Here is a 14,341-nt window from a genome sequence, read left to right as displayed (position 1 = left end):
TCACGAGGGCCACGGGCGCTTTCCATTTAGCCTTTAGGCGTTTTGCGGCCAGAATCGACCGACCAGCTTGCTCGCCTCGCGCAACCACAGCACCGAACTTGCCACGGCGGTGCAGAACAGCCAGTCGGTTGCGCTGAGACTGGTCGTCGAGAAGGCGCTTTGCAGGAACGGAATGTAGATGACGGCGGCTTGCAGGGCGACGGACAGGCCGACGGCCCCCCAGAGCCAGCGGTTGGCGAACAGGCCATGGAAGGCGCTCGCGTGGTCGGAGCGGGCGTTGAACACGTTGAACAGCTGGAACAGCGTCAGCGTGGTGAAGGCCATGGTCTGGGCGTAGCCGATCGTGCCGCTGCCTTCGATGAAGCCGCCGGGCAGGGAGGCGTCGAGTACCGCGAGCGTGCCGACGGCCATCACCAGGCCGACGAGCAGGATGCCCACCCACATGGCCGGCGTTATGACGCGCTCTCCCCGTGGGCGCGGCGGCTGCCGCATGACGCGGTCGTCCGCCGGGTCGACGCCGAGCGCCAGGGCCGGCGCACCGTCGGTCACGAGGTTGATCCAGAGAATCTGCGTGGCAAGCAGCGGCAGGACGAAGCCGCCGCCACCTGCCGCCGTCAGGCCGATCGCCTCGGCCAGCAGCACGCCGAAGAACATCGTCATCACCTCGCCGATGTTGGACGACAGCAGGTAACGCAGGAACTTGCGGATGTTGGCGTAGATGGCGCGGCCTTCCTCGACCGCCGCGACGATGGAGGCGAAGTTGTCGTCGGCGAGCACGATGTCGGCCGACTGCTTGGAGACGTCCGTTCCGGTGATGCCCATGGCGATGCCGATGTCGGCCGACTTGAGGGCGGGGGCATCGTTGACGCCGTCGCCGGTCATGGCGACCGTCTTGCGGTGGCGTTGCAACGCCCTGACGATGCGCAGCTTGTGCTCGGGGCTGACGCGCGCGAACACCGACACGTCCCGCACGGTCTCGTCGAGCGCATCCTCGCTCATCGCCTCCAGTTCGCGGCCGGTGACGGCCCGGCCGTCGGACAGGCCGAGCTCGGCGGCGATGACGGTAGCGGTGGCCGGGTGGTCGCCGGTGATCATGATGGGGCGGATGCCCGCTGCCTTGGCCCTGACGATGGCGGCCTTGGCTTCGTCGCGCGGCGGATCGATCATGCCGACGAGGCCGAGAAAGACGAGGTCGCGCTCGATGCCGTCATCGAAGGCCTCCGTCGGCGCGTCCTCCTGGTCCAGCGTCCGAAAGGCCAAGCCGAGCGTCCTGAGCGCCTCGCCGGCCAAGCTGTCGTTGACGGCGGCGATCTCCTCGCGCCGAGCCTTGGATAGCGGTCGCGCCTCTCCGCCTACCAGTTCGTGCGAGCAACGGTCGAGCAGCACGTCCGGGGCGCCCTTGGTGAGCAGTCTGAGCCGTCCCGGCTTGTCGCCGTCGGTATGGATGGTGCTCATCAGCTTGCGTTCGGAGGAGAAAGGCACCTCGCCAACACGCTCGAAGCGGGCGTCGAGCGCCGTCCGATCGAGCCCGGCCTTGCGGGCGGCGACGATCAGCGCCCCTTCGGTGGGGTCTCCCTGGACCGACCAGCAGCCATCCTTTTCCACCAGCACGGCGTTGTTGGCGCGGTCGGCGACCGTGAGGGCGCGCAAGGTTTCGGCGAGGTGGTCGCCGCCGAGGGCGTCGCCGTTGTCGCCGCCGAGTTCGCCGTCCGGGGCATAGCCGGTTCCGCCGAACGTCGCCCGCCCGCTGGCGGTGGCGACCACGCGCACCGTCATCTCGTTTCGGGTGAGGGTTCCCGTCTTGTCGGAGGCGACGACGTTGGCCGACCCCAGCGTTTCGACGGCGGCGAGGTGGCGGACGATGGCGTTGCGCTTGGCCATCCGCTGGACGCCGATGGAGAGAACCGCCGTCACGATCGCCGGCAGGCCCTCGGGAATGGCCGCCACCGCAAGAGCCACGCCCAGGATCAGCACGTCGAAGATCGCCGACAGGCCGTGCACGTCCTCGACGAGCAGGATGGTCGCGATCATCACGACGGCGATCGTCACCACGACGACGCCCAGGAGACGACCGACCTTGTCGAGCTCCCGCTGCAGCGGCGTGGTTTCCTCCGGCGCGTCGGCCAGCATGCCGGCGATGCGGCCGATCTCCGTGCGCATGCCTGTCGCCACCACGACGGCGCGGCCGCGCCCGTAGGTCGCCGCCGTGCCGGAGAGGATCATGTTGGTGCGGTCGCCGATCGGCATGTCCGAGGGAAGCGGCGCCACGGCCTTGGCCACCGGCAGGCTTTCGCCGGTGAGCGGGGCTTCCGCCATCTGAAGCGAGACGGCCTCGATCAGCCGTGCGTCGGCCGGGACCGTGTCGCCCTCCTCGATGAGGATGACGTCGCCGGGGACGATCTCGGTCGCCAAGACGCTCTGGCGCTTGCCGTCGCGCAGGACGTTGGCATGCGCCGCCGACATTTGCTGCAGCGCCGCCACGGCCTGTTCGGCGCGGGCTTCCTGGATATAGCCCATGATGGCGTTGAGGATGACGATGGCGAAGATCGCCATGGCCTCGAAGGGCAGGGCGGAGTCGCGTTCGACAAACCACAGGCCGGCCGATACCAGCGCGGCGACGAGCAGCAGGGCGACCAGAACATTGGCAAACTGCGCCAGGAACTTCTTCCAGGCGGGCGTCGGGCTTTCGGCGGCGAGGGTATTGGGGCCGACCTCGTCGAGCCGCTTCCGGGCGTCCCGCTGGGTCAGGCCGTTGCGCGCGTCGGTTCCGAGCGAGGCGAGCACGTCGTCGGCCGTGCGCCGGTAGGGGGCGGCCGCTTCGGTTCGCGACATCATCCTGTCCATCCCTAGAGTTCTCAAGACGCAGCTGCGGACGCAAAACCGGTACCCACTTTTACTGGAGCTGCTCCAGGTTCCGTTCTGGTCCACGGGTGCCGGTTCGGCAATCCTATGGAGGATATGGCCGGTGACAGCCGTGGTTTCCAGTGCGGCGGCCGAAGACGGACAAGGGCGATGGACAAGACAAAGCCCCCGCGCTGTCGGCGCGAGGGGCGGTTTGTCGTATCCGTGGAGGTGTTGGTGCGTCAGGCGGCCTTGAGGTTTTCGATGAACGCCTCGACCTCGCGGCGCAGCGTCGCCGAGTTGCCGTTCAGGGCATCCGACAGTCCCATCAGCTGCGTGGCGGCGGCGCCGGTCATCTCGGCAGCGGTGCCGACGCCGGAGATGTTGTGGTTGACGGCGGCGGTGCCCTGCGCGGCGCGCTGGGTGTTCTGGGCGATCTCGCTGGTGGCTGCGCCCTGCTGTTCGACGGCGCCGGCGATCGCTTCGGAGGCATGCTGGATGGTGTCGATGGTCTTGACGATCCTGGAAATCGACTCGACGGCGACGCCGGTGGCCGACTGGATCTCGGTGATCTTGTTGTTGATCTCGCTGGTGGCCTTGGCGGTCTGGTCGGCGAGCTGCTTGACCTCGGCGGCGACGACCGCGAAGCCCTTGCCTGCTTCTCCGGCTCGCGCCGCCTCGATGGTGGCGTTGAGCGCCAGGAGGTTGGTTTGCGCCGCGATGTTGCTGATCAGTTCGACGACCGTGCCGATCTGCTGGGCCGACACCGACAAGGACTGGACGTTCTTGCTGGAGGTGGCCGCTTCCGCCGCCGCTTCCTTGGCGATCTTGGACGAGTTGGTCACCTGCTGCGAGATTTCGCCGACCGATGCGGACAGCTCCTCGGTACCGGCCGCGACCGTCTGGACGTTGGTCGAGGCTTCCTCGGAGGCGCCGGCGACCGACTGGGCCTGGCGCGCCGTTTCCTCGGCGGTGGCAGAGAGGTTCTTGGCGGCGTCGGCAACCTCGGCCGAGGAGCCGGCGAAGGATTCCGACAGTTCTTCCATGCGGGCCGCGAACTTGTCGGTCACGTCCGACCGGCGCTTGAGTTCAGCCGCTTCGGCCGCCTTCACAGCTTCGGCCGCCTTGCGGGCGTCCTCGGCCAGCCTGAGGCTGGAACGGAACTCTTCGAGGCTGTTGGCAATGCGCCCGATCTCTTCCTTGCGGTCGCGATTGTCGATGGTGATGGCGTAGTCGCCGTCCTGCATGGCGCGCATCTGCCGCAGCAGAGTTGCCAGCGGCTGGGTGACGGAGTTGCGCATGACCACGACCGACAGAGCGATGATGCCAAGTGTTGCCAGCAGGATGCCGGACAAGGTCGTCCAAATGGTCTGGGACACCGTCGCGGCGTTGTCCTGAACCTGTGCGGCGACGCCCTTCACGATTCCATCGTTGAAGCTGGTCACCGCTTCCTGAGCTTTGACGATCGCCGGCTGGCAATTGCCGATCAGAAGTTGCAGGGCTTGAGCATTCTGGGCTGGATCGGTGCTCTGCGATAGCTTTGCCGCTTGCCCGCAGGTGCCGTCCATGGCCTCCGTAAACGTCTTCTCTATGCCTTTGATCTCGGATGCATGGTCCGGAAGCAGAGCTGCGGCCTGCGAGAAGTAGTCTATGGCCGCGCCTTTTGCCTTGTCGCGTGCCGCCACGGCATCCGCATTGTCCTTTTCCGTCGTCGAAGCCGCGTTCTTGTACATTGAACCCACGACTTCGGACATGTTGCGGTTGGCGCGCGCCAGCAGGAATGGCACCTGGGCGTCGTTCTGAAGCAGATCCTGGTAACTGCCGCTGACGTTGCTGGTCTGCCAGCCGAAGTAGCCGGCACCAGCGATAGCAACCAAACCGATGGTGCCAGCAACCAACACAACCTTGGTCAGCAGGGAGAGATTCTTGAGGGACATATAGGGCCTCCGGTCGAATACGTAGGCCCATGACGCGCTCCAACAATTAATAGGCGGTGAAAAAGACGCAAGCTAGAACAATGGTTTAGAGAGTTAGCGCTCGCATCGCCTAACGACGTCAACGGGTTCTTTCAGGGATTGCGGAAACTACGTATCGGCTACAATCGGCGTTGTCCGCAATTCGGGCCTTCGCGCCGCAGAAAACCGCCTTTTCAGCCGCCTCAACGGGGCTTCGAACCAAAGACGTATCGATCGAATGCGGCATGGCGACCGGCGAGTGGCGCCGGCCGCCTTTCTGCCCGTCAGCCCCGGTCGGGCTCCACGGTGGCGAAGACGCTGGTCGAGCCGTCCTTGCCAATCAAAAGCACGTCGAACGGCTCGGCGCTGGCATCCGATCCCATGCCGGGGGAACCGAGCGGCATGCCGGGCGCGGCAAGGCCGACGGCATCGGGCTTTTCGGCGAGCAGCCGGTCGACCAGCGCCGCCGGCACATGGCCCTCAATGGCGTAGCCGCCGACCATGGCGGTGTGGCAGGAGACGGCCTCCTCGGGAATGCCGACCTCCTTTTTCTTCGCCGTGATGGCGTCGTAGTCGAGCTCGGTGGAGGTCACCGTGTAGCCGGCCGCCTGCATGTGGGCGATCCACTCGTGGCAGCACATGCAGCCTTCGTTGAGAACGACGTCGACCTTCTGGCCGGCGGCACCGGCAAGAGAGGTGGAGGAGGCGAGAAGGAGGAGAGCCAGAAGATGGGATTTCATGATTTTGCCTGTGATGATGTCCGTCCAGACGCGACGCTCCAGAGGCGTTGGGCGCTGGCGGATGTGATCGAAGATGTTGGATGGAGGTAGCCGCTCAGGCGCGCGGCGGTTCCAGAAGCGGTGGCGGCGCTCGCCCCGTGAGGTCGATGGCGAGGAATGGCGTTTCTGGGGCGCGGTCCGCGACGAAGGCGATGACCGGCTCGATCGGCAACAGGGCGGGAGCGGCCATGAAACAGCCGATGCCTGCGCAGTCGCCGGGAAGGTTGGCTTTCTCGATGGGCTTGCCGGATGTCGCTTCGCAGCAATCATGGGCGGAGCTCGTCGCCGCCATCATGGCAACGTGACCCACGGCAGCCGGGATCGCAGCGCTCTGGCCGGCCAGAAAACCGAGCAGGGCAGCGACGGCGATAACGAGGCGAAGGCCGGCGAGAAAACGCATGGCTTCAGTTTCACATCGATCCGTGCCCAGCCACAAGCGTTGTTTTGCTGATGGCAAACCGTGCCGTTCACGGGTCGGATGGAAACTCGACCAGCTCACCTATGGAGGGCTGCGTCTGGTTCTCCGTCAGCTCCGAAGCGTGGGACGTGACTAGTTCGACAAGCTTTTCCTGGAACGGCTTGGAGATGGTCTGGCGAATGAAGAGAATGCGATAGATCACAGGCGCCACGAGCAGGTTCATCAGCCAGTCTGGCGTCGGCGCCGGTTCACCGCGGGCGATGGCCCGCCGACACAGAACGTCGAGATTGGCATAGGCGTATCCGGCCGTCTGTCGAGCCAGGACGACGTTGGCGACGCGCTCTTCCAGGAGGACCAGCCCCGGTCCGGACGAGATGTCGTCGATGAACTGCTCCAGCCACGTCGACAGGTCCGATTTGAACGCTCCCGTATCCGGAACCACCGGATCTGCCAGGAAGCGCTGCTCTGCGACGGCTGCCAGGAGATCGGTCAGGTTGCCCCACCGGCGGTATATTGTGGATGGCGGCAAATTTGCCCTTCCCGCGATCTGCGCGATGGTGATTTCCTTGTCCGGGTTTTCAGCCTTCAACGCGTTGACGGCAGCATGAACGGCCTTCTGTATCCGTTCGCTACGACCGCCGGGCCTTATGAGGACGCGTTCCGCCATTTAACAATCCGTTAATCCCGCTAATGCTATTTGAATTGCATTAGCGATGAACCCCATCGTCTTGCGTTTCCTCGACCTCATGGGCCGGGGAGGGTTCCGAAGTTCCAAACAGTATGCGATTCCCGTTGCTCTCTGCCACGTTCCGGTCTGGAAATTCGCGCGACGCGGTCTCCAGAAGCCGGCTGATGATTGTCACCGCCTTGTTTGTCGGCGTTTATTTGACGATCTGCGGCAAACTCGCGCTTATCGGTCTGCAGGTCTCTCCCGAAGAGGAGGTGTCCACGCTCGATCGGACCGTCGCCCGGCCGGATATCGTCGACCGAAACGGAGCGATCCTTGCCACCGATCTTCCGGTGCTGTCGCTGTTTGCCGAGCCGAGAAAGGTGGTCGACGCCGATGAAGCCTCGGAGGCCTTGGCGGGGGCTCTGGGGAACATGACGAGGGAGGAAATCTATAAGCGGCTGAAGAGCAGGGCGTCGTTCGTATGGCTGAAACGCGGCCTTACGCCGGATCAGGCCAACGAGATCAAGCAACTCGGGATTCCGGCGATCGGCTTTCGCGGCGAAGTCAGGCGCTTTTATCCGCAGGGCAGGGAAACCTCCCACGTCATCGGGCTGACCGACATCGACAACGGCGGCATTTCCGGCTTTGAGAGGTGGCTCGATCAGTCCAGCTTCGGCGCGCTCCGCAAGTCCGGCATGATGAATGGAGCTCAGGTCCAAGCCAGCCAGCTGACGATCGATGCCCGGGTGCAGCATGCCGTGCACGAGGTGCTCGACAAGGCCATGGAGCAATACCATCCGGCCGCCGCCGGCGCGGTCATCCTGAATGCCAAGACGGGCGAAGTGATCTCGCTCGTTTCCTTGCCCGATTTCGATCCGACCATTCCGTCCGAGGCTGCCGAGAAGGACCGGCTCAATCGGGTTTCCGGCGGCGTGTTCGAAATGGGCTCCACCATCAAGACCTTCACCACGGCCATGGCGCTGGAGCTGGGCAATGCGAAGCTCACGACGATCTACGACGCCAGCCACCCCCTGGTCATCGGCTCGCAGGTCATCCACGACTCGCACAGCAGGGGAAAGCCGCTGTCGCTGGTCGACGTGTTCCTGCAATCCTCGAACATCGGATCGGCCCGCGAGGCCCTTTCGGTCGGCATGGAGAACCACAAGGCGTTTCTCGAGCGCACTGGCCTTCTCAGCAAGATTGCCTTCGAGCTGCCGGAGGTCGCAACGCCGGTTTCTCCGCGCGTCTGGCGGCAGGTCAACTCGCTGACCAGCGCCTTCGGGCATGGCTTCGCCACGACGCCGCTGCAGACGGCGGTGGGCATCGCCGCCATCATGAACCACGGCCGACTGGTGCCTCCGACCCTTCTGCCGCGCAGTGAAGAGGAGGCGCGCGCGCTCGCCGTTCAGATGGTCTCGGAAAAGACCAGCGACGACATGCGCTATCTCTTCCGCCTCAATGCCGTCAAAGGATCGGGGCGAAAGGCGAATGTCGCCGGCTTCCGCGTGGGAGGAAAGACGGGGACGGCCGAAAAGGTCATCGACGGCCGCTATTCGCACACCAACAACTTCAACGCCTTCGCGGCGGCCTTCCCGATGGAGGACCCGGCTTTCGTTCTCCTGGTCTTCATCGACGACCCACGGCCCGAATTTCCCGGGGCCGGCATTACGTCGGCCGCCAATGCGGTTCCGATTGCCGGGGCCATCATCGAGAGATCCGCGCTTCTTCTCGACGTTCAGCCGGTCTTCGACGATCCAGCGGATATCGCCTTCGCTTTCTCCGACTGAAGCCGGTCGGCAGGCTCGTCTCTTTCGTCGCCGATCTCGCCGTGTCCAGGCCGTTGGCCTTCGATCCCTCTTTTCTTGTGGCCTGCGCCTGATAGGTTCAACCCGGACCATCGTTCCGGAGAGCCCGATGCGCGTAGCCGTTTTCAGCACCAAGCCATACGACCGCACCTTCCTGAGCCGCGCCGCCGCCGGTTACGGGCACGACCTCACCTTTTTCGAGCCGAAGCTCGACCGGACGACGGCGCGACTGGCCGAGGGGTTTCCCGCCGTCTGCGCCTTCGTCAACGACACGCTCGACGCCGAGGTGATCGACGCGCTGGCCGCCGGCGGCACGCGCATCATGGCGCTGAGGGCGGCCGGCTTCAACAACGTCGCTCTCGATACGGCCGAGGAAAAGGGCATCACCGTGCTGCGCGTGCCGGCCTATTCGCCGCATGCCGTCGCCGAGTTCTCGGTCGGTCTGCTGCTCGCCCTCGACCGGCGCATCCACCGTGCCTGGGCGCGCGTGCGTGAAAACAACTTCGCCCTGGAAGGCTTGCTCGGCCACGACCTCTATGGCCGCACGGTGGGTATCGTCGGCACCGGTCGCATCGGCGCGCTGGTGGCGCGCACCTATCGTCTCGGCTTCGGCTGCGAGGTGGTCGCCCACGACCGCTACGAGGTGGACGATCTCAAGGCGATCGGCGTCACCTATGTCGACCGCGACGAGCTGTTCGAGCGCTCGGATATCATCAGCCTGCATTGCCCGCTGACGCCTGAGACGCACTACCTGATCGACGAGGCGGCGATCGCTCGGGCCAAGCATGGCTTCGTGCTGATCAACACGTCGCGCGGTGCGCTGATCAACGCCGAGGCGGTGATCGGCGGCCTGAAGACGGGCCGCATCGGCGGCGTCGCCCTCGACGTCTACGAGCAGGAGGCGGACCTGTTCTTCGAGGACCTCTCAAGCGAGATCATCCAGGACGACGTGTTCCAGCGCCTCCTGACCTTCCCCAATGTGCTGATCACCGGCCACCAGGCCTTCTTCACCGAGGAAGCGTTGCTCGCCATCGCCAAGACCACGATGGGCAACATCGCCGACGAGGAAGCCGGCAAGGTGTCGCCCAACCGCGTGCTGAGCGAGAAGGTGGCCGGGAAGGGGTGAGGGAACCGAGGGTTATGGAAGGGGCCTGCCGCTTTCATCCTCTCTCCAGTTCTCCCCACAAAAGGGGAGGGTTGGAGAGAGGGCGCCCTATTTGAGCCCCTCGTTTAGTTCTGCCTGAGGTCCTGCACCTTCGCGCAGGATGACGAAATTATATATTAAAAACATATATTTAGATTGTCATCCTGCGCGAAGGCGCAGGACCTCGGGACGAGAAATTGTGCGGCAGATATCGGGCAATTATCCCTTCGCCACCAGAATGTCGCGGGAGAGGCCGGACAGGATTTCCGGGCCATCCTTGCGGAGAATGACGATCTCCTCAAGACGGCAGCCATAGCGGCCGGACACGTAGATGCCCGGCTCGATGGAGAACACCATGCCCTCTTCGAGCACGGTCTCCGAGGTGGCGGTGATGTACGGCGGCTCGTGGCCGTCGATGCCCATGCCATGGCCGGTGCGGTGGGTGAAGAACTTGCCGTAGCCGGCCTCGGTGATCACCGTGCGGGCGGCGGCGTCGACGTCGCGGGCGCGCACGCCGGGCTTGGCGGCGGCAAGCGCGGCCTGGACCGCCCGCTCGACGATGGCGTGGATCTCGGCGAAGCCTTCCGGCGGCCGGCCGACGATGGCGACGCGGGTGATATCGCTCGGGAAGGCCGACTTGATGCCGCCGATGTCGATCACCACGGCGTCGCCTTCGACGATGTGGCGGTCGGAGGCGGTGTGGTGCGGGAAGGCGCCGTTGGGACCGCTGCCGACGATCCAGAAGCTTGGGGCAGCGCCTTCCTGGAGGAAGTGGCTGCGGATGATGGAGGCGAGTTCGTTCTCCGTCATGCCCGGCTTGAGGGCGGCGACGGCGGCCTCGATCGCCCGGTCGGCGATGCCGGCGTTCATCTTGAGGAGGTCGTATTCGCGCTCGTTCTTGCGCATGCGCAGGCCGCCGAGCGTATCGGCGGTGAAGGTGCGCAGCACGCCGGACGGCAGGGCGTCGAGCACCAGCAGCGCGAAGTCGGCGCGCATGGTCTCGTCGATGGCGACGCGGTCGGGCGCGTTGGCGCCGATGGCGGCCAGCGCCTGGCAGAGCGCGACATGCGGCCCCACCTCGTCGGTCCAGCGGAAGAAGTCGATGTCGGTGTGCTGGCGCACGTCGTCGGCGTTGAGCGCCGGCATCAGGAAGGCGGTGCCGCCCGGCGAAACGAGAAGCAGGCACGGACGCTCGTCGGACGCCGGCGTGAAGCCGAGCAGCCATTGCATGTGCGAGCCCGGGGCAACGGCGACGAGGCCGGTTTCGGTCGCGACCATCCGCTCGCGCAGAGCGGCGAGGCGGGCTTGGGTCTCAGGGGTCATCAGACGGTCCTTGGTGTCTGCCAGCGTCTTTCGGCCGGCTATCAATCCCCGAGTATAGACTTTTGGCGCACATCCACCAACTGCATTGCCGCGTGGCTCCCTTGCGCGGCGGGCATTGGCTGCCGATAATCGCCGTCGATCAAAGAGGAACCGGTTGCCCGACGATTTCACCCTCTCCGACGCCGGAACCGGCGCCTTCCTTTTCGACGTCGCCGCCGGCCAAGTCTTCGACGAGGCGCGGCAAGGGCGGCTCCTGGCGCTTGCCGACAGCCTGACCGGCCTCCACGGTATCGACGATGTCGTGCCCGGCATGAACAACCTGATGGTGGTGTTCGACCCGCTGGTGGTCGAGGCGGGCGACATCGAACGCCGCCTTGTGGATGGGTGGCGCCGCGCAGCGCCGGCCGAGGGGGATGGCCGGTCGCACGATATCGCCGTGATCTATGGCGGCCCGGATCTTGCGGATGTCGCGACCGGTCTCGGCCTGTCGGTGGACGATGTTGTCGAGTGGCACTCCGCCGCCGTCTACAAGGTGGCGGCGATCGGCGCCATGCCCGGCTTTCCCTATCTGTCCGGCCTCGATCCCAGGCTGGCCATGCCGCGCCGGGCGGTGCCCCGTCAGGGCGTGCCCAAGGGGGCGGTGATCGTCGGCGGCGGTCAGGCCGGCATCATGCCGATCACCGCGCCATCGGGCTGGCATATCCTCGGTCGCACCGACTTCTCGCTGTTCGATCCGCATCGCGCCGCGCCGGCAACGCTGAGGCCCGGCGACAGGGTGCGCTTCATCGTCGCGGGGGTGGAGCGGTGATCGAGATCCTGTCGTCCGGCGCGCTCAATTCGGTGCAGGACCGCGGCCGACGCGGCTTGCTGTCGAGCGGCGTCTCCCGGTCCGGCGCCATGGATGTCGTGGCGCTCGATGCCGCCAACGCGCTCGTCGGCAACGAGGCCGGCGCGGCGGCGATCGAGGTGGCCGCCTTTCCCTTCCGGTTGCGATTCGAGGCGGCGACGGCGGTTGCCGTCACCGGCGCGCTGGCGGAGGCGCGGCTCTCCGGCCGCCGCTTGCCGCCCTGGTGGGCGACCGAGGCGAAGGCGGGCGACGAACTGACGATCGCGCCGCCCACGGCCGGCGCCCGCGTCTATGTCGCCGTCGGTGGAGGCATAGACGTGCCGTTGCTGCTCGGCGCCAGGGCGACCGAGATCAAGAGCGGTTATGGCGGCCATGAGGGCCGGGGACTGAGGCGCGGCGATCACTTGCCGTTGGGGCCAAGGCGGCCTGGAAGGCTGCCCGACGGCGGGATCGGCACGCCACCGCCGCCGGGCCGGGACCGAACGGACGAGCCGTTGCGCGTGCTGCCGGCCGCCGAGTGGCCGGACTTCTCCGAGGAGGCCCGCCGGCTGTTCGCGACGACAAGCTGGCGCGTGACCGCCGAGGCCGACCGGCAGGGATGCCGGCTCGACGGACCGGAGCTTACGCGCCAGCGGCCGCGCGAGCTGTTGTCGCACGGCATCGTGCCTGGCACGGTGCAGGTGCCGCCGGCCGGGCGGCCGATCGTCCAGCTTGCCGAAGCCAACACCTGCGGCGGCTATCCGAAGATCGCGACGGTGATCGAAGCCGATCTCTGGCGGCTCGGACAGGCGATGCCCGGCGACGCGCTGCGCTTTGCTGTGGTCGGGCGGGACGAGGCGCTGGCGGCTCTTCGCGAGACGGCCGGCTGGCTAGATCGGTTGCGAGGAGCGGCGGCGCTCTATCGCGTTTCGTAGAGCGGCGTGCCCCAGCCGACCGCATCGCCATCCCGTACCAGGGTCCGTCCAAGCGTCAGGTCGGCGGCGGCGACCACCGCCAGCAACAGGCCGTTGGCCTCGACATAGGCGATCGTCTCGCCCTTCGTTATCCGGTCGCCTTCGGCAAAGCGCGGCGCGGTCTCCAGCGGATGGCTGGACCGGAAGCGGCCGGGCGACGGCGCGACCGCGAGGGCGAGCGGCGGTTCGGCAGGCGCAGCCCCGGGGTTCTCCTCGGCGGCAAAGCGCAACGTCAAACGCGCCGGGCCGATGCGGATGTCGGCGGTGGCGATGCCCCGGCCATCGAGCCGGCGGACGACGGCTTCGATCTCCTCGAAGGTCATGGCGCATCGTCCGGGGCGAGGCGGATGAGCGGGGCGCCACGCGTCACCAGCGCGCCATCGTCCGCGAGGATCTGGGTGACGCGGCCGGCGCGGTCGGCCTCGATGGGGTTCAGCATCTTCATCGCTTCGAGAAGACCGACGGTCTGCCCTTCCTCGACGCGGTCGCCGATCTCGACGAAGGGCAGGGCGTCCGGCGAGGACGCCCGATAGAAGGTGCCGGTGAGGCCGGCGACGATGGCGTGATCGCCGGGGACGACAGGTTTTGGCGCGGTGCCCGAGACGGGCGCGGCCGATGCCTGCGGCCGAACGCCGCCGTCGCCATCCTTGACGAGGCGGATGTGGATGTCGCCCTCCTCGAACTCGATCTCCCGAAGGCCGGTGTCGTGGAGGAGAGCGACGAGGCGGTCGAGCAGCAGCGCGTCGTCCATCATGGCCTACCCGCGAAGGGGGCGAGCGCGATCCCCTCGGCGGCGAGGCGTTCGGCCAGCAGCCGCGCCGTCACCAGCGCCGTCGGACTGTCACCATGGACGCAGATGGAATCGACGGCAGTCGGCAGCGCCTTGCCATCCACCGAGACGATCTCGCCCGACATCACCATGCGGCAGGCCCGCTCCACTGCTTCGGCCGGATCGTGGACGAAGGCGCCGGGCCGGTTGCGGGGCATCAGGCTGCCATCGTCCTGATAGCCGCGATCGGCGTAGACCTCCGAGTAGGTGCGAAGGCCGGCGTCGCGGGCGCACCGCTCCTGCTTGCCATGGGCGATGGCGAGACAGGCGAGCGAGGTGTCGACGCCCTTGATGGCCCTGACGCTGGCGGCGGCGACATCGGCGTCGGCCACGGCGAGATTGGCGAGCGCGCCGTGCAGCTTCACATAGGCGATCGGATGGCCAGCCAGCGCCGACAAGGCCGCCGCCGCGCCGATCTGGTAGGCGACGAGGCGCTCGATCTCGCCGGCCGAGTAGGGCAGGACGCGGCGGCCGAAGCCCCAGAGGTCGGGGAAGCCGGGGTGGGCGCCCACCGCGACGCCGCCCGCCTTGGCGAGGCGGAAGGTCTCGGCCATGATCTCGGGGTCGCCGGCGTGCAGGCCGCAGGCGACGTTGGCCGAGGTGACCACGCCGAGCAGGGCGGCGTCGTCACCGATGCGATAGGCGCCGAAACCTTCGCCGAGATCGGCATTGAGATCGACGGAGCGGGGAAGTGTCATCGCGGCGGTTCCGGTTCGTTCGGTTCAGTATAGAGGCTCGGGCGCGGGACGAAAGGTCGAAGGGCGTTCTTCACAAGCC

Annotated in this window: 13 protein-coding genes; 4 read left to right on the top strand and 9 right to left on the bottom strand. The window is 66.6% G+C overall.

The features are described from left to right. Window positions 1-33 precede the first annotated feature (33 nt). The 5 genes from QQZ18_RS05025 to QQZ18_RS05005 all read right to left on the bottom strand — a co-directional run bounded on the left by QQZ18_RS05025 (window position 34) and on the right by QQZ18_RS05005 (window position 6,660). Entirely contained in the window at window positions 34-2,832 is a 2,799-nt protein-coding gene (locus QQZ18_RS05025; protein WP_284538860.1) for a cation-translocating P-type ATPase, read from the bottom strand. Window positions 2,833-3,083: 251 nt separating this feature from the next. Next, on the bottom strand, window positions 3,084-4,778 hold the full coding sequence (locus QQZ18_RS05020; RefSeq protein ID WP_284538498.1) for a methyl-accepting chemotaxis protein: 1,695 nt from the start codon (window positions 4,776-4,778) through the stop codon (window positions 3,084-3,086). A 302-nt stretch (window positions 4,779-5,080) separates the two neighbouring features. Beyond that, the gene (locus QQZ18_RS05015; protein WP_284538496.1) at window positions 5,081-5,536 is read right to left on the bottom strand and encodes a DUF411 domain-containing protein; all 456 of its coding nucleotides are present in this window, start codon (window positions 5,534-5,536) and stop codon (window positions 5,081-5,083) included. A 94-nt stretch (window positions 5,537-5,630) separates the two neighbouring features. Continuing rightward, window positions 5,631-5,975 carry a hypothetical protein gene (locus tag QQZ18_RS05010; RefSeq protein WP_284538494.1) on the bottom strand — a complete coding sequence of 115 codons (345 nt, stop codon included), beginning with the start codon at window positions 5,973-5,975 and terminating at the stop codon, window positions 5,631-5,633. Between the two features lie 67 nt (window positions 5,976-6,042). Continuing rightward, window positions 6,043-6,660 (bottom strand): TetR-like C-terminal domain-containing protein, encoded by a 618-nt coding sequence (locus QQZ18_RS05005; protein ID WP_284538492.1) that lies wholly within the window; start codon window positions 6,658-6,660, stop codon window positions 6,043-6,045. Window positions 6,661-6,845: 185 nt separating this feature from the next. On the opposite strand from QQZ18_RS05005, the gene QQZ18_RS05000 reads away from it, so the two are divergent. Together QQZ18_RS05000 and QQZ18_RS04995 are read left to right on the top strand one after the other, a co-directional pair. Next, the gene (locus QQZ18_RS05000) at window positions 6,846-8,450 is read left to right on the top strand and encodes a peptidoglycan D,D-transpeptidase FtsI family protein (protein ID WP_284538490.1); all 1,605 of its coding nucleotides are present in this window, start codon (window positions 6,846-6,848) and stop codon (window positions 8,448-8,450) included. 127 nt (window positions 8,451-8,577) lie between these two features. Beyond that, a complete protein-coding gene (locus tag QQZ18_RS04995; protein ID WP_284538488.1) occupies window positions 8,578-9,594 on the top strand; it encodes a 2-hydroxyacid dehydrogenase in 1,017 nt (338 codons plus the stop codon). Between the two features lie 237 nt (window positions 9,595-9,831). On the opposite strand, the gene QQZ18_RS04990 is transcribed toward QQZ18_RS04995, so the two are convergent. Next, a complete protein-coding gene (locus QQZ18_RS04990; protein WP_284538486.1) occupies window positions 9,832-10,935 on the bottom strand; it encodes a M24 family metallopeptidase in 1,104 nt (367 codons plus the stop codon). 154 nt (window positions 10,936-11,089) lie between these two features. Between QQZ18_RS04990 and pxpB the strand changes: the two genes are divergently transcribed. Both pxpB and QQZ18_RS04980 read left to right on the top strand, forming a co-directional pair. Continuing rightward, entirely contained in the window at window positions 11,090-11,743 is a 654-nt protein-coding gene (pxpB, locus tag QQZ18_RS04985; protein WP_284538484.1) for a 5-oxoprolinase subunit PxpB, read from the top strand. Next, a complete protein-coding gene (locus QQZ18_RS04980; protein WP_284538482.1) occupies window positions 11,740-12,696 on the top strand; it encodes a 5-oxoprolinase subunit C family protein in 957 nt (318 codons plus the stop codon). Before pxpB ends, QQZ18_RS04980 begins: the two co-directional genes overlap by 4 nt. Here QQZ18_RS04980 and QQZ18_RS04975 read toward each other — a convergent pair. Genes QQZ18_RS04975 through QQZ18_RS04965 form a run of 3 tightly spaced genes read right to left on the bottom strand, consistent with a single transcriptional unit; the run spans window position 12,681 to window position 14,262 of the window. Continuing rightward, entirely contained in the window at window positions 12,681-13,058 is a 378-nt protein-coding gene (locus QQZ18_RS04975; RefSeq protein ID WP_284538480.1) for a hypothetical protein, read from the bottom strand. The two genes, QQZ18_RS04980 and QQZ18_RS04975, sit on opposite strands and share 16 nt — an antisense overlap. Continuing rightward, window positions 13,055-13,489: an acetyl-CoA carboxylase biotin carboxyl carrier protein gene (locus tag QQZ18_RS04970; protein WP_284538478.1), complete on the bottom strand. Its 435-nt coding sequence runs from the start codon at window positions 13,487-13,489 to the stop codon at window positions 13,055-13,057. Before QQZ18_RS04970 ends, QQZ18_RS04975 begins: the two co-directional genes overlap by 4 nt. Beyond that, a complete protein-coding gene (locus QQZ18_RS04965; protein ID WP_284538476.1) occupies window positions 13,486-14,262 on the bottom strand; it encodes a LamB/YcsF family protein in 777 nt (258 codons plus the stop codon). The genes QQZ18_RS04970 and QQZ18_RS04965 overlap by 4 nt, the downstream gene beginning before the upstream one ends. Window positions 14,263-14,341: the final 79 nt, after the last annotated feature.

Source organism: Pleomorphomonas sp. T1.2MG-36 (assembly GCF_950100655.1).
GTDB lineage: Bacteria > Pseudomonadota > Alphaproteobacteria > Rhizobiales > Pleomorphomonadaceae > Pleomorphomonas.
Note: the sequence above shows the minus strand (reverse complement) of the source record. Positions and strands in the feature narration are given on the sequence as shown.